This is a genomic window from Vibrio sp. M250220, from assembly GCF_036533795.1.
Taxonomy (GTDB): domain Bacteria; phylum Pseudomonadota; class Gammaproteobacteria; order Enterobacterales; family Vibrionaceae; genus Vibrio.
Map to the genome: position 1 here is coordinate 1 of NZ_JATABI010000018.1, position 18,787 is coordinate 18,787.

The 18,787-nt window shown below is 45.6% G+C and carries 18 protein-coding genes; 12 read left to right on the forward strand and 6 right to left on the reverse strand.

Annotated features, from left to right (window positions below; all coding sequences use genetic code 11):
- Window positions 1–390: 390 nt before the first annotated feature.
- The 5 genes from QTN94_RS08530 to QTN94_RS08550 all read left to right on the forward strand — a co-directional run bounded on the left by QTN94_RS08530 (window position 391) and on the right by QTN94_RS08550 (window position 6,097).
- Window positions 391–978: an aminodeoxychorismate/anthranilate synthase component II gene (locus tag QTN94_RS08530; protein ID WP_138972813.1), complete on the forward strand. Its 588-nt coding sequence runs from the start codon at window positions 391–393 to the stop codon at window positions 976–978.
- Between the two features lie 401 nt (window positions 979–1,379).
- Window positions 1,380–2,594, forward strand: coding sequence for an aspartate aminotransferase family protein (locus QTN94_RS08535; RefSeq protein ID WP_138972760.1), 1,215 nt, complete (start codon window positions 1,380–1,382; stop codon window positions 2,592–2,594).
- A gap of 105 nt (window positions 2,595–2,699) precedes the next feature.
- A complete protein-coding gene (gene astA / locus QTN94_RS08540) occupies window positions 2,700–3,719 on the forward strand; it encodes an arginine N-succinyltransferase (RefSeq protein WP_331427445.1) in 1,020 nt (339 codons plus the stop codon).
- A gap of 38 nt (window positions 3,720–3,757) precedes the next feature.
- Window positions 3,758–5,215: a succinylglutamate-semialdehyde dehydrogenase gene (gene astD / locus QTN94_RS08545; RefSeq protein ID WP_331417929.1), complete on the forward strand. Its 1,458-nt coding sequence runs from the start codon at window positions 3,758–3,760 to the stop codon at window positions 5,213–5,215.
- A 90-nt stretch (window positions 5,216–5,305) separates the two neighbouring features.
- The gene (locus QTN94_RS08550) at window positions 5,306–6,097 is read left to right on the forward strand and encodes a DUF1338 domain-containing protein (protein ID WP_331427446.1); all 792 of its coding nucleotides are present in this window, start codon (window positions 5,306–5,308) and stop codon (window positions 6,095–6,097) included.
- A 248-nt stretch (window positions 6,098–6,345) separates the two neighbouring features.
- On the opposite strand, the gene crp is transcribed toward QTN94_RS08550, so the two are convergent.
- The 6 genes from crp to QTN94_RS08580 all read right to left on the reverse strand — a co-directional run bounded on the left by crp (window position 6,346) and on the right by QTN94_RS08580 (window position 11,818).
- Entirely contained in the window at window positions 6,346–6,978 is a 633-nt protein-coding gene (crp, locus tag QTN94_RS08555; RefSeq protein ID WP_004410522.1) for a cAMP-activated global transcriptional regulator CRP, read from the reverse strand.
- Between the two features lie 242 nt (window positions 6,979–7,220).
- Window positions 7,221–8,090 carry a phosphoribulokinase gene (locus QTN94_RS08560; protein ID WP_138972814.1) on the reverse strand — a complete coding sequence of 290 codons (870 nt, stop codon included), beginning with the start codon at window positions 8,088–8,090 and terminating at the stop codon, window positions 7,221–7,223.
- Window positions 8,091–8,178: 88 nt separating this feature from the next.
- Entirely contained in the window at window positions 8,179–8,391 is a 213-nt protein-coding gene (locus QTN94_RS08565) for a YheU family protein (RefSeq protein WP_138972764.1), read from the reverse strand.
- Between the two features lie 41 nt (window positions 8,392–8,432).
- Window positions 8,433–9,410, reverse strand: coding sequence for a hydrolase (locus QTN94_RS08570; protein WP_331417931.1), 978 nt, complete (start codon window positions 9,408–9,410; stop codon window positions 8,433–8,435).
- Window positions 9,411–9,419: 9 nt separating this feature from the next.
- The gene (locus QTN94_RS08575; protein WP_138972766.1) at window positions 9,420–9,899 is read right to left on the reverse strand and encodes a TIGR02444 family protein; all 480 of its coding nucleotides are present in this window, start codon (window positions 9,897–9,899) and stop codon (window positions 9,420–9,422) included.
- A complete protein-coding gene (locus QTN94_RS08580) occupies window positions 9,896–11,818 on the reverse strand; it encodes an ABC transporter ATP-binding protein (protein WP_138972767.1) in 1,923 nt (640 codons plus the stop codon). The genes QTN94_RS08575 and QTN94_RS08580 overlap by 4 nt, the downstream gene beginning before the upstream one ends.
- A gap of 159 nt (window positions 11,819–11,977) precedes the next feature.
- Here QTN94_RS08580 and kefG point away from each other — a divergent pair, with 159 nt between their 5' ends.
- The 7 genes from kefG (at window position 11,978) to motX (ending at window position 18,640) form a co-directional block, all read left to right on the forward strand.
- On the forward strand, window positions 11,978–12,565 hold the full coding sequence (gene kefG / locus QTN94_RS08585; protein WP_138972768.1) for a glutathione-regulated potassium-efflux system ancillary protein KefG: 588 nt from the start codon (window positions 11,978–11,980) through the stop codon (window positions 12,563–12,565).
- Window positions 12,555–14,351, forward strand: coding sequence for a glutathione-regulated potassium-efflux system protein KefB (gene kefB / locus QTN94_RS08590; RefSeq protein ID WP_331427447.1), 1,797 nt, complete (start codon window positions 12,555–12,557; stop codon window positions 14,349–14,351). The genes kefG and kefB overlap by 11 nt, the downstream gene beginning before the upstream one ends.
- A gap of 16 nt (window positions 14,352–14,367) precedes the next feature.
- Entirely contained in the window at window positions 14,368–14,562 is a 195-nt protein-coding gene (locus QTN94_RS08595; protein ID WP_138972770.1) for a YheV family putative zinc ribbon protein, read from the forward strand.
- Window positions 14,563–14,655: 93 nt separating this feature from the next.
- Window positions 14,656–15,243, forward strand: a complete 588-nt coding sequence (slyD, locus tag QTN94_RS08600; RefSeq protein WP_331427448.1) for a peptidylprolyl isomerase — start codon at window positions 14,656–14,658, stop codon at window positions 15,241–15,243.
- 101 nt (window positions 15,244–15,344) lie between these two features.
- Window positions 15,345–16,286 carry an isoaspartyl peptidase/L-asparaginase family protein gene (locus tag QTN94_RS08605; protein WP_331427449.1) on the forward strand — a complete coding sequence of 314 codons (942 nt, stop codon included), beginning with the start codon at window positions 15,345–15,347 and terminating at the stop codon, window positions 16,284–16,286.
- A gap of 172 nt (window positions 16,287–16,458) precedes the next feature.
- Window positions 16,459–17,775, forward strand: coding sequence for an adenylosuccinate synthase (locus tag QTN94_RS08610; protein WP_138972773.1), 1,317 nt, complete (start codon window positions 16,459–16,461; stop codon window positions 17,773–17,775).
- A gap of 226 nt (window positions 17,776–18,001) precedes the next feature.
- The gene (motX, locus tag QTN94_RS08615; RefSeq protein ID WP_138972774.1) at window positions 18,002–18,640 is read left to right on the forward strand and encodes a flagellar protein MotX; all 639 of its coding nucleotides are present in this window, start codon (window positions 18,002–18,004) and stop codon (window positions 18,638–18,640) included.
- Window positions 18,641–18,787: the final 147 nt, after the last annotated feature.

Below are 18,787 nucleotides of genomic sequence, written 5' to 3' on the forward strand. Positions count from 1 at the left end.
CTTGCTGAAATTCGTGCGCCATCAAATGGATAAGTTCAACGGTCTTATACCCCACAGCATGCCCTATTGAGTTGTTTATGAGTGACTCAAAGGTTACCTAGCTTGTGCTTTTATATCTATAGTTTGGATATAAAATCAATTGAATAGATGTCACATGTGTCGCAATTAAACTTCCTTTGTATCAATACTTTATAAAAAATGATACATACACTGTTCGGTTAATCTGTTCTACGTTTTTCATCATAAAAATCATATCGACTTGTAGGGGCTTTTACGCTTCATTGGTAGTTGAGTCGGAAATTACCTTTATGATAACGCTTGCCTTTCTTTGCTCATATTGCACAATACCCGCCCTTAACCACTAAATTTGTCAACGCTAGTCCTGAAGTCATGCTGCTGATTATCGATAATTACGACTCTTTTACTTACAACCTTTACCAGTACTTCTGTGAACTGGGTGCAGAGGTTAAAGTTGTGCGCAATGATGAAATCACCCTTGATGAAATTGAAGCCTTAGCCCCGACTCATTTGGTTATATCTCCAGGGCCTTGTACTCCCAATGAGGCGGGTATCTCTTTAGATGCGATCAAACACTTTTCAACCAAACTACCGATTCTAGGTGTTTGCTTGGGACATCAGGCGATTGCGCAAGTGTTTGGTGGTGAAGTTGTGCGAGCGCGTCAGGTGATGCATGGTAAAACCTCGCCAATTCGCCATAATGATCGCAGTGTCTTTGCTGGCTTGAATAATCCGCTGACGGTCACTCGATACCATTCATTGGTGGTGAAAAACGGAACGTTACCTGACTGTTTTGAGCTGACCGCTTGGACCGAGTTCGAAGACGGTTCAATGGATGAGATCATGGGTTACCAGCACAAGTCTTTACCGATTGATGCAGTTCAGTTTCACCCTGAGTCGATTAAAACGGAGCAGGGACACCAGATCTTGGCTAACTTTCTCGCTCGAAAACCGATTTAAACGCTCTATTTCTCTTTATCTTATCCAGACAAAGCCGGACTTAGATCACTTTTCTTAACATTTCTTTCATATTTCCCATCGCGAATATTATGTGAAAAAGTATGCGTGATCTTTACCTCGCCTACGTTAGACCCCTTATCCGAACTATGATTAACCATAGCTTATCGCACCTATAAGAATATATTGCTTCATAAAAGTCGCAGCGTGATGCATAAATACTCAGAGGTGATGAGTGTTGGGCTCCGTATCGGGTGCTAAAAAGAATAAATCACTATTGAAATGGTTAATTAAATGTAAATACAATGCCGTGATTGCTTAATGGCAAAACAATATCTTATTTCATTGATTGGAAGTAAGGACACCATATTCGCTATGCATGCGGTATCTAGAGGGAATGTGCAATGACTGAACAAAATAAAGTAGAACGCGGTTTGTTTGATGAGGTAATGGTACCTTGTTATAACCCAATGGAAATGATTCCAGTCAAAGGCGAGGGTGCTCGAGTTTGGGATCAGCAAGGCACAGAATATATCGACTTTGCGGGTGGTATTGCCGTGAGCTGCTTAGGTCATTGTCACCCAGCGATGGTCAATGCACTGACTGATCAAGCTCAGAAGATTTGGCACTTAAGTAATGTTATGACTAATGAGCCAGCTCTGCGTTTAGCGAAAAAGCTAACAGAGGTGAGCTTTGCGGAAAAAGTATTCTTCGCGAACTCTGGCGCAGAAGCCAACGAAGCAGCTCTGAAGCTTGCCCGTCGTTACGCAGCAGATAAGTTTGGTCCAGAAAAATCAGAAATTATCGCCTTCAAACAAGGCTTCCACGGTCGTACATTCTTTACGGTAACTGTGGGTGGTCAAGCGGCATACTCGGACGGTTTTGGTCCTAAACCAGGCGATGTTACACACCTACCATACAATGATGTAGAAGCTCTACGTGAGCATATCTCAGATCGTACGTGTGCAATCATGATGGAGCCACTGCAAGGCGAAGGCGGCATCATCTCTCCAACCGATGAATTTGTTCAAACGGTTCGTGAATTGTGTGATAAACACAATGCTCTACTTATTTTCGATGAAGTACAAACAGGTAATGGCCGTACCGGTCATTTCTACGCATACCAAGGTTTAGGCGTAACGCCAGATATCCTGAGCACAGCGAAGTCACTTGGTGGCGGTTTCCCTATCGGCGCAATGCTAACGACGACAGAGCTAGCTCAACATCTGAAAGTGGGTACTCATGGTTCTACATATGGCGGTAACCCATTAGCGTGTGCCGTTGCTGAAGCCGTCGTGGATGTGGTGAGCGCACCAGAAACATTAGCGGGTGTTGCAGAGCGTGAAGTTTTGTTCCGTGAAGGACTAGCGAAACTGAACGACAAGTACAACATGTTCTCTGAAGTTCGTGGTAAAGGTCTGCTGCTTGGTGCAGCATTGAATGATGAATGGCAAGGTCGTGCTCGTGACGTACTTGTTGCGGCGGGCAAAGAAGGTCTAATGGTGCTGGTAGCAGGAACAAACGTTGTTCGCTTCACCCCATCACTAGTCATCACTAAAGAAGAAATTGAAGAAGGTCTAGCAAGACTGGATAAAGCTCTAGCGACGCTAGTTAAATAAGAATAAAAGCTTCGAGTTACGAGTAGCGAGATAGCGGTTTCTAGTCTCGTTACTCGCTACTTTTCGACTCGAAACTTAAGTTACTTGCATCAGGAGGGAGTATCGATGCTGGTTGTTCGCCCTATCGCAATGTCGGACTACGATGCGCTGCACACGTGCGCAGTGGAGTCTGGTCACGGATTCACATCTCTACCAATTAACGAAGAACTGTTAAAAAACCGAATTACTCATTCAGAGTACAGCTTTACTAAGCCTGACGTAACCTCACCGGGTGACGAAGGTTATCTAATGGTTGGCTTTGATAGTGAGACTGGCGAAGTTGCTGGTTGTACAGGTATCGAAGCGTCCATCGGTTGGGATGTTCCTTTTTACTCATACCATATTAGTACCATCGTTCACGCATCAGCTAAGCTAGGCGTAAACAACGTCGTGAAGCTGCTGACATTTGGTAACAACTACACGGGTTGTAGCGAGATCTGTACTCTGTTCTTACGCCCAGACTTCCGTCGTGGTTTGAATGGTCGTTTAATGTCTAAATGTCGTTTTTTAATGATGGCTGAGCATCCACACCGTTTCTCGAAAACGGTATTTGCTGAAATGCGCGGCGTCTCAGATGCAGAAGGCAACTCACCATTCTGGCAATGGCTACAAGAACATTTCTTCTCCATTGACTTCACAATGGCGGATTACCTTACAGGTATAGGTAAGAAAGGCTTTATCGCTGACCTAATGCCTAAACTACCAATCTACATCAACTTGCTAAGTAAAGAAGCACAGGCAGTGATTGGTCAAGTACACGAAAATACTAAACCCGCTTTACGCTTATTAGAGAAAGAGGGCTTTACTTGCCGTAACTACGTCGACATCTTCGATGGCGGCCCGACGGTAGAGTGTGATGTGCGCAATATTGAATCGGTGCGTCACTCTTTCCGAGCCAAAGTGAAGATCGCGGAACACTCAAGTTCTCAAGACTACTTAATCTCAAACACTTCGTTTGAAGATTTCCGCGCGACGGCAACGAAAGCCGCTTATGACCAAGCTTCAGAGACAGTTATTCTTTCTCCAGAAGTGGCGCACGCGCTGAGAGTTGGTGAAGGCGAATTCGTTCGCATGTTGGCTCAGTAATAGAGCCAGATATTACGCAGAATCTGAAGGAACATATTATGACACATTGGATTGCCGGAGAGTGGGTAGCAGGTCTGGGTGAGTCAATGAACTCAACCAGCCCTTACAACAATGAAGTAATCTGGCAGGGCGAGAGTGCAACGCCAGAGCAAGTTGAACAGGCGGTTTCTGCCGCGCGTAATGCATTTGTTGGCTGGAAAAAACTAAGTTTTGAAGAACGTGAAGCCTTCGTACTCGCTTTTGCCGAAAAGGTAAAAGAGAACAGCGAAGAAATCGCGCAGATTATCGCGAAAGAAACGGGTAAACCAATTTGGGAAACTCGTACTGAAGCAGCAGCAATGGCTGGCAAGATCGCAATTTCGATCCGTGCTTATCATGAGCGTACTGGCGAAGCACAGCGTGAAGCTGCGGGTAACCAAATTGTTTTGCGTCACCGTCCACTAGGCGTGATGGCTGTGTTTGGTCCATACAACTTCCCAGGTCATCTACCAAATGGTCACATCGTGCCTGCATTGCTTGCAGGTAATACAGTTGTATTCAAACCTTCTGAGCAGACGCCATTTACGGGTGAATTTGCCATGAAGCTGTGGGATCAGGTTGGCTTGCCAAAAGGTGTCATCAACCTTGTCCAAGGTGCGAAAGAGACAGGTATCGCTCTAGCCAGTTCTAAAGGGCTAGATGGCGTTCTCTTTACGGGCAGTGCCAATACTGGTCACATCCTTCACCGTCAGTTCGCAGGTCAGCCGGGCAAAATGCTGGCTCTAGAGATGGGGGGTAACAACCCTATGGTTATCTCTGAAAATTACGGTGATCTGGACGCAACGGTTTATACCATTATTCAATCTGCATTCATTAGTGCTGGCCAGCGTTGTACATGTGCTCGTCGCCTATATGTTCCTGTTGGTGAGAAGGGTGATCTATTGGTCAATAAGCTTGTACAAGCGACCAATAAGATTCGCGTCGATCAGCCATTCGCAGAACCTGCACCATTCATGGGGCCGCAGATTTCTAAAGCAGCGGCAGACTTTATCCTTGCTGCACAGGCAAACTTGCAAACACTGGGTGGTGTCAGTTTGGTTGAAGCGAAAGCGGGTGAAGCCGCCTTTGTTACTCCGGGTATTATTGACGTTACTGCGATTGCAGAGCTACCTGATGAAGAGTACTTTGGCCCTCTGCTACAGGTCGTACGCTACCAAGGTCTTGAAAAAGCGGTTGAACTTGCCAACGACACACGCTTTGGGTTATCTGCTGGCCTAGTCTCGACAGACGATAGCGAGTGGAACTACTTTGTTGACCATATTCGAGCAGGCATCGTTAACCGTAACCGTCAGCTCACTGGAGCAAGTGGTGATGCACCGTTCGGTGGCCCAGGCGCTTCTGGCAACCTAAGGCCAAGTGCTTACTATGCAGCGGATTACTGTGCGTACCCAATGGCTTCGATGGAAGGTGGCGAGACACTTCTTCCTGAAACATTAAGCCCAGGTGTTGAACTGTAGAGCGTGAAGTTCGATTAGATATTTCCCTTTTTGCCTCCCAGAGCCAGGAGGCATTTTTGAACGTAAACAACCCCTATACAAGGAGGCGTTATGACGCCAGATGTTTTATTCCAGCAGTTATGGAATGACTATATTCAACGCTTGTGTCCCTCTGCTGAAAAAGTACACCAACTTCTGCAAGAAGACGAAGCATTGATCAATGACCATATTGCATTACGTACTTTCAACGTTGAGCCGTTAGGTATCGCGACTCTAGCACAACCTTTTCTAGATGCTGGCTACAAGCCGTGTGGCGATTACGTTTTTGAAAGCAAAAAGCTCGCGGCGAAACATTTTGAACATCCCGATCCAAAACAGCCAAAAGTATTTATCAGTGAACTAAAAGTTGATGAGTGTTCTAGTGAACTTCAAGCGATTGTTACCAAGCTAGTCGAGCAAGTAGACACCGATAAGCTAAAAGGTCATGAGTTCTTGTATGGTGGCCGACTATGGGATATTAGTCATGCGGATTACCAGACGCTGGCTAAAGAAAGCGAATACGCGGCTTGGTTAGCGGCACATGGCTACGGAGCAAACCACTTTACCGTAAGTGTGAACCAGCTTAATGCTTTTGATGAAGTGAAAGGTGTGAATGATCATCTGCGCTCTGCCGGCTTTACTATCAATGAGTTTGGTGGTGAAGTAAAAGGCACGCCAGAAGTGTTGCTTGAGCAATCTTCAACGATGTCTGATAAAGTGCCGGTTCAGTTTACTGAAGGTAGTGAAATCATCCCTGGAGGCTTCTACGAGTTTGCTAAACGTTACCCAATGCCTAATGGTGAGCTTTACCCAGGATTTGTGGCAGCGTCTGCTGACAAGATCTTCGAAAGCACTAACGGGTAAAGAGCAGAAGCGAGAGTCGAGACCGGACTTCGTCCTGCGAGCATTTAGAACGGGCTGCGCCCTTCGAGAACACTGCGTTCCGAGATGGGGCTTCAAAAGATAGTGGCGGGTAGAAGTTGATAACAGCTTTGTGGTTAAAGGTGTTGACGAAACTAGTCCCCAATAAGCCATAATTTTCTCGATTCTCGAAAACAAAAAGCCACCAATGTTTCCATTGGTGGCTTTTATAATTTAGTGCTTAATCGAAATTAACGAGTACCGTAAACAACGATTGTTTTACCGTGTGCAGAAATTAGGTTCTGCTCTTCAAGCATCTTCAAGATACGGCCAACTGTTTCGCGAGAACAGCCAACGATTTGACCAATCTCTTGGCGAGTGATCTTGATTTGCATGCCATCTGGGTGAGTCATTGCATCAGGTTGCTTCGCTAGGTTTAGTAGCGTTTGAGCAATACGACCCGTTACGTCTAGGAATGCTAGATCGCCCACTTTTTGGCTCGTCACTTGTAGACGACTTGCCATCTGCGCTGAAAGGCGCATTAAGATATCTGGGTTCACTTGGATAAGCTGACGGAACTTCTTGAATGAGATTTCCGCAACTTCACAAGGAGATTTTGCTCGAACCCATGCGGTACGCTCTTGGTCTTCTTCGAATAGACCAAGTTCACCGATGAAGTCACCTTGGTTTAGGTAAGAAAGGATCATCTCCTTACCTTCTTCGTCTTTGATAAGAACCGCAACAGAACCTTTAACAATGTAGTACAAAGTTTCCGCTTTCTCGCCCGCGTGAATTAGCGTGCTTTTTGAAGGGTACTTATGAATATGACAATGTGAAAGGAACCACTCTAATGTTGGGTCGGTTTGAGGTTTACCTAGAACCATAATATCTCACTTCCTCTGCAGGGTACGCTTGCCGCTTTCCATGTTTAAGCTAAGCCTTAATTAAGACCTACTAGGATAAGAGCACTTTATAAATGCTGCAAGCCAACTTATGTGTCGGTTACAAATAGTATCCTTTTTCTAGCATGATTTCTTGATTTTAATCGGGTACAACAGGCTTTTTGGCACGCAAAACTGTGCACATGATCACGGTATGAAAAGTAATCGTGTTCTAGTTGTGAGTCTTAACCGATTTTGCCCGTTTCTATCAATTGTTGCAGGATAGGGCGAACAATTAATTCCATCGCAAAACTCATTTTTCCGCCTGGTACAACAATGGTGTTGTGGCGTGACATAAACGAACCATCAATCATAGCCAGTAGGTATGGAAAATCGACATTCTTGATACCACGAAGTCGAATGACAACGAAACTTTCGTCCAAACTCGGTATCCCTTTCGCATTTAAAGGGTTTGATGTGTCAACGGTTGGAACGCGCTGAAAGTTGATATGAGTTCGGGAAAACTGTGGAGTAATATAGTTTAGATAGTCGTCCATTGAACGTACTATTGAGTCCATGACGGCTTCACGAGAATGACCGCGATCGCGAGTATCACGAACAAACTTTTGAATCCATTCTAAGTTGACGATCGGCACCATGCCTATTAGAAAGTCGACATGTTGTGCGACGTTAACGTCACCATCTACCACCCCCCCGTGTAGCCCTTCATAAAAGAGTACATTGGAGTTTTCGGGTAGGTCTTGCCAAGGCGTAAAAGTACCGGGCATCTGGTTATAAGGTACTGCCTCGTCAAACGTATGGAGGTAGCGACGTACCTGACCATTACCTTCGTGTCCGTATTTACGGAAAAACTCGGCTAGGCCACCAAAGTCGTTCGCTTGTGGGCCAAAGTAACTGATGTGACGGCCTTGCTCGCGAGCCTTACGGATTTCGACATCCATTTCAGGGCGAGTAAAGCGGTGGAAGCTATCCCCTTCGACCCACGCGGCTTTAACGTTCATCATATTGAACATTTTGCGGAAGGCTTCCGAGGTAGTCGTTGTGCCAGCGCCAGATGAACCAGTCACGGCAATAATAGGGTGTTTAGCGGACATGACAAACCTTGTCTGTAAGTTACATTCCATGAATCAATGCCCACTATAACATGCTTTAGCAGACATTGACTGTATGCAGTTCTCTAAATCAAAAACGGTTCTTTAGTTGGATATCGACACTTTCATGCAGTTCTGAATAAACCACAACCGCTTCCCCTGACTCTAGTTGAGAGTGGATTTGGTCAACTTTGTCTTGTAGTGAAACTTCGACATCACCATAGTCTGTTCCTTCGCGAAGAATAAACTCGCGTATCAGATTCTCCAGTGTCTCCGGTGCAATTTGTTGCCATGGGACGATCATAAAGACCTCTTCATTTTATGTTCGGTGAATTGTGCGCGCTATTATGCCGAAGCGGCAAGACTTTCATAGTAGGCAGGCAGAGCTTCTTCTAACCAAAATCTTGGCTTGAGTGCGCTACCTGTAACAAATCCCACATGGCCACCTTGTTCAAACAGCCGATAGTCGATGTTATCGGGCAGCACGTATTTGGGGATGACATCTTCGGTCATGAACGGGTCATCCTTGGCGTGGATGATCTGTGTTGGCAGCGTGATTTCTTTGAGTCGATGTATCCCTGAGCACTGGTGATAATAATCGGCTGCATCTTTGAAACCATGCAAAGGTGCGGTGATAAGGTCATCGAACTCGTACAATTTAGTGACACGCTTGATATTCTGATAGCTCAATCCCAACTCGCCTTTTAACAGATGGTGTTTTTGTAGAGCGTTTTTCTTTAGCGATGACAGCAAATAGCTTTTGTACAACTTGGAAAAGCCTTGCTCGATACGTTCTGAGCAGGCCGATAGGTCGAGTGGCGCAGAAACAATGGTTGCGGCATCGAGTAAAGGCTGGCTGTTGTAGGTAGCGAGATAGTTGGCCAGCATATTTCCACCCAAAGAAATGCCAACCGCGACCTTGGTCTGTGTTGGGAAACGTTGGTTGAGGTGCTCTAAGAAAAAGCGTGCGTCTTCCACCTCGCCGGAGTGATAGGCGCGGGCGAGTCTGTTGGGCTTACCACTACAGCCACGAAAATGCATCATCACAGAGAGCCAACCTTGTTTGGCGAAGGCATCCATTAGACCATTCGCATACGGACTGTAAAAACAGCCTTCCAAGCCGTGAAAAAGAACAAAAATAGGCTTATCAGTGTTTGATTGCTGATCGACGTTTTCACTCCAAGCAATATCAAGAAAGTCACCATCAGGCGTATCTAAAGTTTGCCAGACGGGTTCAAATAAGGCTTTCTTCCGAATAAATCGCGGTGCGAGTGTTTGTAGGTGAGGATTTGTTAATCCTTTAGCAGCAACAAATTGAGTCATAAAGGCTCTCTACAGGTTGGCAATGTTGTCTATGGGGTCGGCAAAGGCTGAATAGAGTTGTTCGCCACCTAATTGACGGCAGTAGCGCAAGGTCAGGGGTTCTGCGTGATTCGTACTCAATTCGATGGTGTTAATACAGTCAACCAGATCGGATTGTTGCTGCTTTTCTAGTTGCAACTCAAATTGGAGTGACTCGCGATACAGAGTATCAGGTAGGTGGAACTTCAACTTACGTCGTAACTCCCTATAGCTCAGAAGTAAGGCTTCGGAACGGCCTAAACACTCTTCTACGCGATGCCAGTCCTCTTCGCCAAAGCAGACCTGCTGTTCATCAAGCCACTTGAGTAACAACAGTAGGTTAACGTTGCCTTTAAATTGGTTTTGCAGATGTAAGCACGCCTCTTTTACTTCTCGCACGCTATAGTACTGTAGGCTAAATTGCCATAAGCGTTCGAGTGTTAGAGAAATTGAGGCGGGCTTTGAACTCATTGACTATTGAACTCCTGTTCCATCTGCTCTAGCTCTTCCTGTAGAGCCATCCACTCTATTTCGACCTCTTCAAGCAAGCTTTTACTTTCTGCTTGAAGTGCTAGTACTTGGTTAAGTTTAGCTTTATTTTCGGCGTCATAAAGTGAGTTATCTGATAATTGGGCCTCTGCTTGTGCCAAGGCTTCTCCCAACTTATCCATTTTCTCTTCAAGTTTTGTCAGGTTTTTGCGAATAGGTGCAGTCTGTTTGCGAAATTCTGCTTCACGGCGTTTTTGGTCTTTTTTCGCCGCCGCACTGTTTTCAGACTTTTTCTCTGGTTGTTGTGCTTGCGCTTCACGGCGTTCCGATTTTTGTTGTTCAGTCAGCCACTTGTAGTAATCGTTTAGGTCACCATCAAATGGAGCCACTTGGCGATCGTGAACCAAGTAAAGATCGTCTGTTGTCGCACGAAGTAAGTAGCGGTCGTGGGAAACAATGACCATTGCGCCTTCAAACGTTTGTAGCGCCATAGTTAAGGCTTGACGCATATCGAGATCGAGGTGGTTGGTTGGTTCATCGAGAAGTAAAAGGTTTGGTTTTTGCCAAACAATCAGAGCGAGAACAAGACGCGCTTTTTCACCGCCAGAGAAGGGGGCTACTTTTTCTAGTGCTTTATCACCCTGAAAGCCAAAACTGCCGAGGTAGTTACGTAGCTCGAGTTCGTTTTTGTCAGGCGCAATTTGCATCATGTGTTGCAGAGGGGTTTCCTCTGGGTGCAAAGTTTCTAGCTGATGCTGCGCAAAGTAGCCAATCTTAACCCCTTGAGAGTAGGTTAAGTCACCACCTTGAGGTTTGAGTTCTCGAGAAAGGAGCTTAATCAGGGTCGATTTACCCGCACCATTACGTCCAAGTAAGCCAATTCGACTACCAGGCACCAAGTTAAGGCGAATCTTTTCTAAAATCAGATTGTCACTATATCCCGCCGAGACTTCGTCCATCATGATGATTGGGTTAGGAAGTGCATCAGGATCGCGGAACTGGAAACTGAATGGGTTATCCAACTGTGCGGGCAGAACTTTCTCCATACGCTCCAGCGCTTTGATTCGGCTTTGAGCTTGACGCGCTTTCGAGGCTTTGTAGCGGAAACGGTCAATGTAGCTTTGCATGTGGGACATCTGCTTCTGCTGTTTCTCAAACTGAGCTTGTTGCAGAATCAGTTTTTGAGCACGCTGCTCTTCAAATGATGAGTAGTTACCCGTGTACTCATTTAGTCTTTGGTTCTCGACGTGAATGATTCGACCTACGATAGGATCTAAGAAATCTCGGTCGTGAGAGATAAGAACCAGCGTACCTGGGTAATTTTGTAGCCAGCGTTCTAGCCACATAACCGCATCAAGGTCTAAGTGGTTGGTTGGCTCATCGAGTAGCAGTAGATCTGAGCGACATAGAAGAGCTTGTGCCAAGTTAAGACGCATACGCCAGCCGCCGGAGAACTGAGTTAAGTTCCAACTCATTTGCTGCTGGCTAAAACCAAGACCATCAAGGAGCTCCGCTGCTCGAGCACGAATGCTGTAGCCGCCAATGGTTTCTATTTGACCATGTATTTCAGCGACCAATGTGCCGTGATCTTTTTGCTCAGCATCGAGTAACTCCGATTCTAGACGGCGATACTCTCGGTCACCATCAATGACGTATTCAATGGCGCTGCGCTCTAACGCTGGGGTTTCCTGTGCTACCCAAGCCATCTCCCAATGTGCGGGTTTGCTAAAGTTACCCGCATCAATAGAAAGTTCATCCTTGATCAGGGCGAATAGTGTCGATTTACCACAACCATTTTTTCCGACCAAACCGACTTTATCGCCAGGCTGGATGGTTGCTGAAGCTTGTTCAAGAAGTGGTTTACCACCGCGAAGAAGCTGGATGCCAGAGAAGGTAATCATAATCTTTTGCTTTGTCGTTACTCGTATTGCGTCGAATAGTAGGGCACTTAACAAGCTATGTCGATCATTGCGTTATCACGACTAACAACGTATAACAAACTGATAACGATAAATAATGCTTAGTAGGCTATAAACAGTAAAAGGATTGCTGTCGAACGAATGCAAACTCTATCCTCCGATAAGCCCAAGGTATTGGTGTTGTATGCTCACCCTGAGTCACAAACGTCTGTGGCTAACCAAATGATGATCAAGAAAATAGAATCGCTTGATCACGTCACTGTGCACGATCTTTATGCACATTATCCAGACTTCTTTATTGATGTCAGTGCTGAACAAAAATTACTGGCTGAGCATGATGTGATTGTCTTCCACCATCCGCTCTTTATGTATTCCTGTCCGGCGTTACTTAAAGAGTGGCTAGACCGTGTTATTGGAAAAGGCTTTGCCTTTGGTAAAGGTGAAGCTTTAAAGGGTAAATATTGGCGAAGCGTGATCACGACGGGGGGCCAAGAAGGAGCTTTCGGTAAGACAGGTTATAACCGCTACCCGCTATCGGAAATTTTGCAACCATTTGAATTGACGGCGGCCTTGTGCCAGATGCATTGGATAGAACCACTGGTCTTGTACTGGGCACGAAATGTGTCTGAAATGGAACGTTGTCAGCATGCTGAGCGTTACCGCCTATGGCTGAGTGATCCACTTCGGAGTGAAGTGGCGGAGATGGTGGGAGGTGAAAATGGCGCTTGAGAATGATTTTCTACAGAGTAGCGTTATTTTCCTGACCGCAGCTGTTGTTGCTGTTCCTCTTGCTCAACGCCTTGGTCTCGGTTCCGTTCTTGGCTATCTATTGGCGGGTGTTGCCATCGGCCCGTGGGGGCTTGGTTTAATCAAAGATGTCGACGCTATTCTTCATTTTGCTGAGTTTGGCGTGGTGTTGCTGCTGTTTCTGATTGGACTCGAATTAAATCCGAAAAAACTGCTTCAAATGAAAGGCCCTATCCTTGGATTAGGTGGTGCACAAGTCGTGGTGACAACCTCAGTCATCGCCAGCGTTGCCTATGTTGTGGGAGCATCTTGGCAAACCAGTTTAACTATTGGCATGGGACTCGCGTTGTCATCCACCGCTATCGCCTTAAAAGTCATTGAAGAGCAAGGTTTGGGAGGCAGTGAAACAGGTCAATCAGGTTTTGCGGTCTTACTATTTCAAGACATTGCTGTGATCCCAATGCTTGCACTGCTTCCTGTCTTAGCTGGGAATACCGCCGGAGATTGGCTTGATGCGATATGGATGCTTGCAGGCGTAGGGGGGTTATTAATTGGCGGCCACTTCCTACTGAGACCTCTGTTTCGATATGTTGTACTCAGTGGTGTACGTGAACTCTTTACCGTAGCTGCATTACTGCTTGTGATTGGCATTGCCTTATCAATGAAGCAACTTGGTCTGTCTATGGCGTTGGGGACGTTTCTTGCCGGGGTTCTCTTGGCGGAAAGTGAGTATCGACACGAGCTAGAAATTGCCATCGAACCGTTCAAAGGGCTGTTGCTTGGGTTGTTCTTTATCGCTGTTGGTATGGCGGTGAATCTTGGTCTGTTGGCTTTGCAACCCATTGCCGTGCTGTCTGCGGTCATTGGTTTAGTGGTTGTAAAAGGTCTGATTCTTTACCTACTTGCGCGTTTGTCTGGTAGTCGAGCGAAATCTCGCAGCAAAATGGCGGCAATTCTTAGTCAGGGTGGCGAGTTCGCATTCGTTATTTTTACCGCAGCAAGTAGTGAAGGATTACTCGACCAACAGCAAACCGCGTTTCTTTTGGTGGTGGTCAGTTTATCCATGGTCACGACGCCATTATTATTGATGGCACAAAGCCGCTGGTATGCACGAGGACTTAACACCGAACTTGAGGGTAGGTTGCAAAGTGATGTCGTCAACAAGCAGCCAAGAGTGATTATTGCGGGCTTTGGGCGTTTTGGGCAGATTGTCGGCCGTCTGATGTATGCCAACAAAATTAAAGTGACGGTACTCGAAAGTGATGCGAGCCAGATTAAGTTACTGCGTAAATATGGCTACAAAGTATTTTATGGTGACGCGACCCAACTTGACTTATTACGAGCTGCCGGTGCGGATAAAGCTGAGGCAATGATAATCTGTACCGATTCACCTGATGAAATCATGAAGATTATTGGATTGTGTCAGACGCATTTTCCGCGCTTGAAACTATTAGCCCGAGCACGAAGTCGTGTTGAGGCATACCAATTACTGAGCCAAGGTGTTGACAGTTATTCCCGTGAGACCTTCTTAGGGGCGCTTGATCTTGGTCGACAGGCTCTCGTTAGTTTAGGTATGCACCCATATCAGGCAAAGAGAGCGGAAGCTCACTTTAGAAAACTTGATAATGCTATGCTGAAAGAGCTGCTTCCTCAGCATAATGATGATAAACAATTGGCCCAAAGAGCCAAAGAAGCCCGAAAAGAACTGGAAGAGATTTTTGGTCGTGAGTTAGAAAACGATCAGCAATCAAAAAACTTCTGGGATTAACAGTGAAACGAGAGAAATGAAGAAAAGATTTATCGCAGGCGCTAGTTGTCCAAAGTGTTCACAACAAGACACTTTACGCTGGTGGATAGAGAATAATATTGAATTAGTAGAGTGTGTTGAGTGCGGTCATCAGGATCAACGTACACCACAATCGGTTGATAGTAGCGACCATGGTGGGCAAAATATGATCGGTATTTTTAAGCCGGATTGATTGTGTTTCTCTAAATCATCCCCATAATATGCCCCGTAGAAAGTATGCCGACACTAACGAATGTTAGGGTCCTTTATCCTCCTTGGAGTCAATATGAAAATTGAAAAGAACGTAGTTGTAAGTCTTGCTTACCAAGTAAAACTGGAAGACGGTGTAGTCGTTGATCAATCTACAGCTGAAGCGCCACTAGATTACCTTCACGGCAATGACAACCTAATCACTGGTCTTGAAACAGCGCTAGAAGGTAAAGAAGCAGGTGCTAAGTTCTCTGTGACAGTTTCTCCAGAAGAAGCTTACGGTGAGCACAACGACGCACTAGTACAACGCGTTCCAGCGGAAGTATTCCAAGGTGTTGACCAGATTGAAGTAGGTATGCGTTTCCTAGCGGATACAGACCAAGGTCCAATCCCTGTTGAAGTAACAGAAGTTGATGGCGATGAAGTGGTTGTTGATGGCAACCACATGCTTGCAGGTCAAACGCTAACATTTGACGTGGAAGTTGTAGCGGTACGTGAAGCGACTCAAGAAGAAATCGAACACGGTCACGTTCATCAAGCGGGTGGCTGTGGTCATGATCATGACCATGACCACGAGGGTGGCTGTTGTGGTGGCGAAGGTCATGACCACGGTGCTGAGAAAAAAGATGGCTGCTGCGGTGGCGGTAGCTGTGGCTCACACTAATTGTTAGTGTCTAGCTAAGCGTTAGAGAAGGCGTTTCCCATTATGTTGGGAAGCGCCTTTTTTTATGATTAAACCCGCGAGATGTACTGGAGATATCGACGATGACTCAACCTTTCTCTATCGCTATTCATGGCGGTGCAGGGACTATTTTACGTGAGCAGATGAGTGAAGAGCTGAAAGCTTCGATTTTGGCCGATCTAGAAACGTCTGTTCGTGCTGGTCATAAAATACTACTCGAATCAGGCGATGCACTAGATGCGGTCGTCGCTGCGGTCAAGGTTTTAGAGGATTCGGTAAACTTCAACGCTGGTAGAGGATCTGTATTGACCCACAAAGAGATGGTTGAAATGGATGCTTCAGTCATGCACGGTAAAGAGCTAGATGCAGGCGCTGTTGCTGGAGTACGTCATGTTCGCAATCCCATTGAGCTTGCGCGTGATGTTATGAAAAACAGCAATCATGTATTGCTGATTGGCGACGGAGCAGAGGAGTTCGCTTTTGAACTCGGCTATGAGTATACCGAGCAAGACTACTTTTTCACCGAGCGTCGCTATGAGCAGCTACTGTCAATGAAAGAGAAAGGGCTCTTTGCTCTCTCAGAATCTAAATACCCAGATGATAAAAAATACGGCACCGTTGGCGCCGTGGCCTTAGATCAGTATGGAAATCTAGCCGCAGCGACAAGCACTGGTGGCATCACCAACAAAAAGTATGGTCGTGTTGGTGATTCATCGATCATTGGTGCGGGAACTTACGCAGAGAATGGTAATGTTGCGGTCTCAACAACCGGTATGGGTGAATACTTTATTCGTAAAACGGTCGCTGGTGATGTAGCAGCTAGAATGCGTTATTTGAAACAAGATGTTCATACCGCGTGTGAAACCGTTATTCAGGGTGAATTAAAACAAATGGGTGGGGAAGGCGGCTTAATCGCAGTTGATGCTCAAGGAGAGCTACATTACTCGATGAATAGCTCGGGAATGTATCGCGCAGGTATCGATGTTAATGGTGATTTGACCGTTAAAATCTATGCTGATGAATAGCCCAAAAAAAGACGATAGCTCTAAAAGTTTACCTAACGGACTGATTTATTTCGGCCTTATATTAATCTCTAATGGAATAGCACCATATTACACTTGCATGATTAAAAAATGACTGCAAGAAATGTGATTCGGTGCTAGAATCCATTTTTAACTAGCAATCAGAACTGGAAAGATGGGAAATAACGTAGTCGTTCTAGGCACCCAATGGGGTGACGAAGGTAAAGGTAAAATTGTTGACCTTTTAACTGAAGATGCAAAATATGTGGTTCGTTACCAAGGCGGTCACAATGCAGGCCACACTCTAGTCATTGACGGTCAAAAAACCGTTCTTCACTTGATTCCATCAGGTATCCTTCGCGATAACATCAAATGTGTTATCGGCAATGGTGTTGTACTATCACCTGAAGCTTTAATTAAAGAAATGAAGCCTCTAGAAGAGCGCGGTATTCCGGTGCGTGAGCGTCTTTTCGTTTCTGAAGCTTGTCCTCTAATTCTTCCTTACCATATCGCTATTGACCAAGCGCGTGAAATCGCTCGTGGTAACAAAGCAATTGGTACAACGGGTCGTGGTATCGGTCCAGCTTACGAAGATAAAGTTGCTCGTCGCGGTCTACGTGTTGGCGACCTATTCGATAAAGAAGTATTCGCAGAGAAGCTAAAAGAAGTAATGGAATTCCATAACTTCCAGCTAGAGCACTTCTACAAAGCTGAAACAGTAAGCTATGACGAAGTTCTAGAGCAATGCATGGGTTACGCTGACCTACTTACCTCTATGGTTATCGACGTAACTAATGAACTTGATGCAGCACGTAAGCGCGGCGACAAGATCATGTTTGAAGGTGCTCAAGGTACACTACTAGATATCGACCACGGTACATACCCATACGTAACTTCTTCTAACACAACTGCTGGTGGCGTTGCTGCGGGTTCTGGTTTCGGTCCTCGTCACATCGGTTACATTCTTGGTATTACTAAAGCGTACTGTACTCGCGTAGGTTCTGGTCCATTCCCAACAGAACTTTACGATGGTCTAGATAAGCAAGACCCAGTAGGTAAGCACCTTGGTAGTGTTGGTCAAGAGTTCGGCGCGACAACGGGTCGTCTACGTCGTACTGGTTGGTTCGATGCTGTAGCAATGCGTCGTGCGGTACAAATCAACTCTATTTCTGGTTTCTGTCTAACTAAACTAGACGTTCTAGATGGTTTGGAAGAGCTAAAAATCTGTACTGGCTACAAGATGAAAGATGGTTCTATCCTAGAAGTTTCTCCAATGGCTGCAGAAGCATTTGAAGAAGCGACACCAATCTACGAAACTATGCCAGGTTGGTCAGAGAACACATTTGGCGCGACATCTATTGATGCGCTACCAAAAGCGGCTCTAGATTACATCAAGCGTATTGAAGAGCTAACAGGCGTAACGGTAGATATCATCTCTACTGGTCCTGACCGTAACGAAACAATCATCAAGGTTCACCCATTCGAATCTTAATTATTGATTGTTATCAGTTATTAGAAACCGGTGCTAGGCACCGGTTTTTTTATATCTATTTTTCTTGCGATTCTCGATACTTATGGCAACAATTTGCCATAGAGCGGCAATTTTGATTAAAGAGTTAGCACCAATTGCCGATACTAGTATCAAGCTTGCCGCGTAAGTGGCAAATCTGATGCTGACCTTGGGTTAGTGTCCATAGTCGAAGTTAAGAGTGCAGAAAATGAAGCTAAGAAAATTAGCTGCTTCGATGGTGTTGGCGTTTAGTGCCTCAGTGGTACAGGCAAATGAGTTGTCTGAGATCGGTGAGCCGATACCAATTTATACCGAAGCCGAACTAATTAACCTTATCAACAACAACCAGCATTTAGAACGCGTTAAAGCCGATAACTGCCAGCTTGTTGAGGATATTGTTGCACGTGCGACTCGCATTAGCTTACCTGCGTATGAGTTTTTATACGGAGATATGCTAGCGTGGGGGGTCTGTGTTGATCAGGATGTAGAGCTAGGTCTCTATTACATGGAAAATGCTGCTCATCAAGGTTTGCCCGCCGCACTTGAACAAATTGGTCGTTACTATTCTCGTGGAACATTAGTTCAGCAAGATAAAGAACGTGCGATTCCATATTTGCGTGAAGCGGCATCGATGGGGAACCTCAATGCTCGTATTCATTTGGCGGAGCTATTGTTGCGTGATTATGGGAGTCCACTTGATTACGAAGATGCTTATCGCTGGCTTTATAATTCGGTGACGGCAGACCAGCGAACCCATAAGCGTATTAGTGTACTTAGGCAGGGATTAGAGCGACGAATGCCGCAGAACATTGTTGCCCGAGCTAAGAAGCGCGACACATTCTGGTAGAGAGTTATCCGATTGCACTCCGGTGACCATAACCTAACAACACAATGCCTAGCTTTCGCTGGGCATTGTTGTTTTTTAGCAAACCATAGTGCTGATGAAAAGGCAGTGAAATTTCAAGAATTTGTTTCGACTTACCTGTAGCTTAAT

Coding starts and splice junctions, on each gene's coding strand:
- QTN94_RS08530 (WP_138972813.1), top strand. CDS start 391: ATGCTGCTGATTATCGATAATTACGACTCTTTTACTTACAACCTTTAC.
- QTN94_RS08535 (WP_138972760.1), top strand. CDS start 1,380: ATGACTGAACAAAATAAAGTAGAACGCGGTTTGTTTGATGAGGTAATG.
- astA (WP_331427445.1), top strand. CDS start 2,700: ATGCTGGTTGTTCGCCCTATCGCAATGTCGGACTACGATGCGCTGCAC.
- astD (WP_331417929.1), top strand. CDS start 3,758: ATGACACATTGGATTGCCGGAGAGTGGGTAGCAGGTCTGGGTGAGTCA.
- QTN94_RS08550 (WP_331427446.1), top strand. CDS start 5,306: ATGACGCCAGATGTTTTATTCCAGCAGTTATGGAATGACTATATTCAA.
- crp (WP_004410522.1), bottom strand. CDS start 6,978: ATGGTTCTAGGTAAACCTCAAACCGACCCAACATTAGAGTGGTTCCTT.
- QTN94_RS08560 (WP_138972814.1), bottom strand. CDS start 8,090: ATGTCCGCTAAACACCCTATTATTGCCGTGACTGGTTCATCTGGCGCT.
- QTN94_RS08565 (WP_138972764.1), bottom strand. CDS start 8,391: ATGATCGTCCCATGGCAACAAATTGCACCGGAGACACTGGAGAATCTG.
- QTN94_RS08570 (WP_331417931.1), bottom strand. CDS start 9,410: ATGACTCAATTTGTTGCTGCTAAAGGATTAACAAATCCTCACCTACAA.
- QTN94_RS08575 (WP_138972766.1), bottom strand. CDS start 9,899: ATGAGTTCAAAGCCCGCCTCAATTTCTCTAACACTCGAACGCTTATGG.
- QTN94_RS08580 (WP_138972767.1), bottom strand. CDS start 11,818: ATGATTACCTTCTCTGGCATCCAGCTTCTTCGCGGTGGTAAACCACTT.
- kefG (WP_138972768.1), top strand. CDS start 11,978: ATGCAAACTCTATCCTCCGATAAGCCCAAGGTATTGGTGTTGTATGCT.
- kefB (WP_331427447.1), top strand. CDS start 12,555: ATGGCGCTTGAGAATGATTTTCTACAGAGTAGCGTTATTTTCCTGACC.
- QTN94_RS08595 (WP_138972770.1), top strand. CDS start 14,368: ATGAAGAAAAGATTTATCGCAGGCGCTAGTTGTCCAAAGTGTTCACAA.
- slyD (WP_331427448.1), top strand. CDS start 14,656: ATGAAAATTGAAAAGAACGTAGTTGTAAGTCTTGCTTACCAAGTAAAA.
- QTN94_RS08605 (WP_331427449.1), top strand. CDS start 15,345: ATGACTCAACCTTTCTCTATCGCTATTCATGGCGGTGCAGGGACTATT.
- QTN94_RS08610 (WP_138972773.1), top strand. CDS start 16,459: ATGGGAAATAACGTAGTCGTTCTAGGCACCCAATGGGGTGACGAAGGT.
- motX (WP_138972774.1), top strand. CDS start 18,002: ATGAAGCTAAGAAAATTAGCTGCTTCGATGGTGTTGGCGTTTAGTGCC.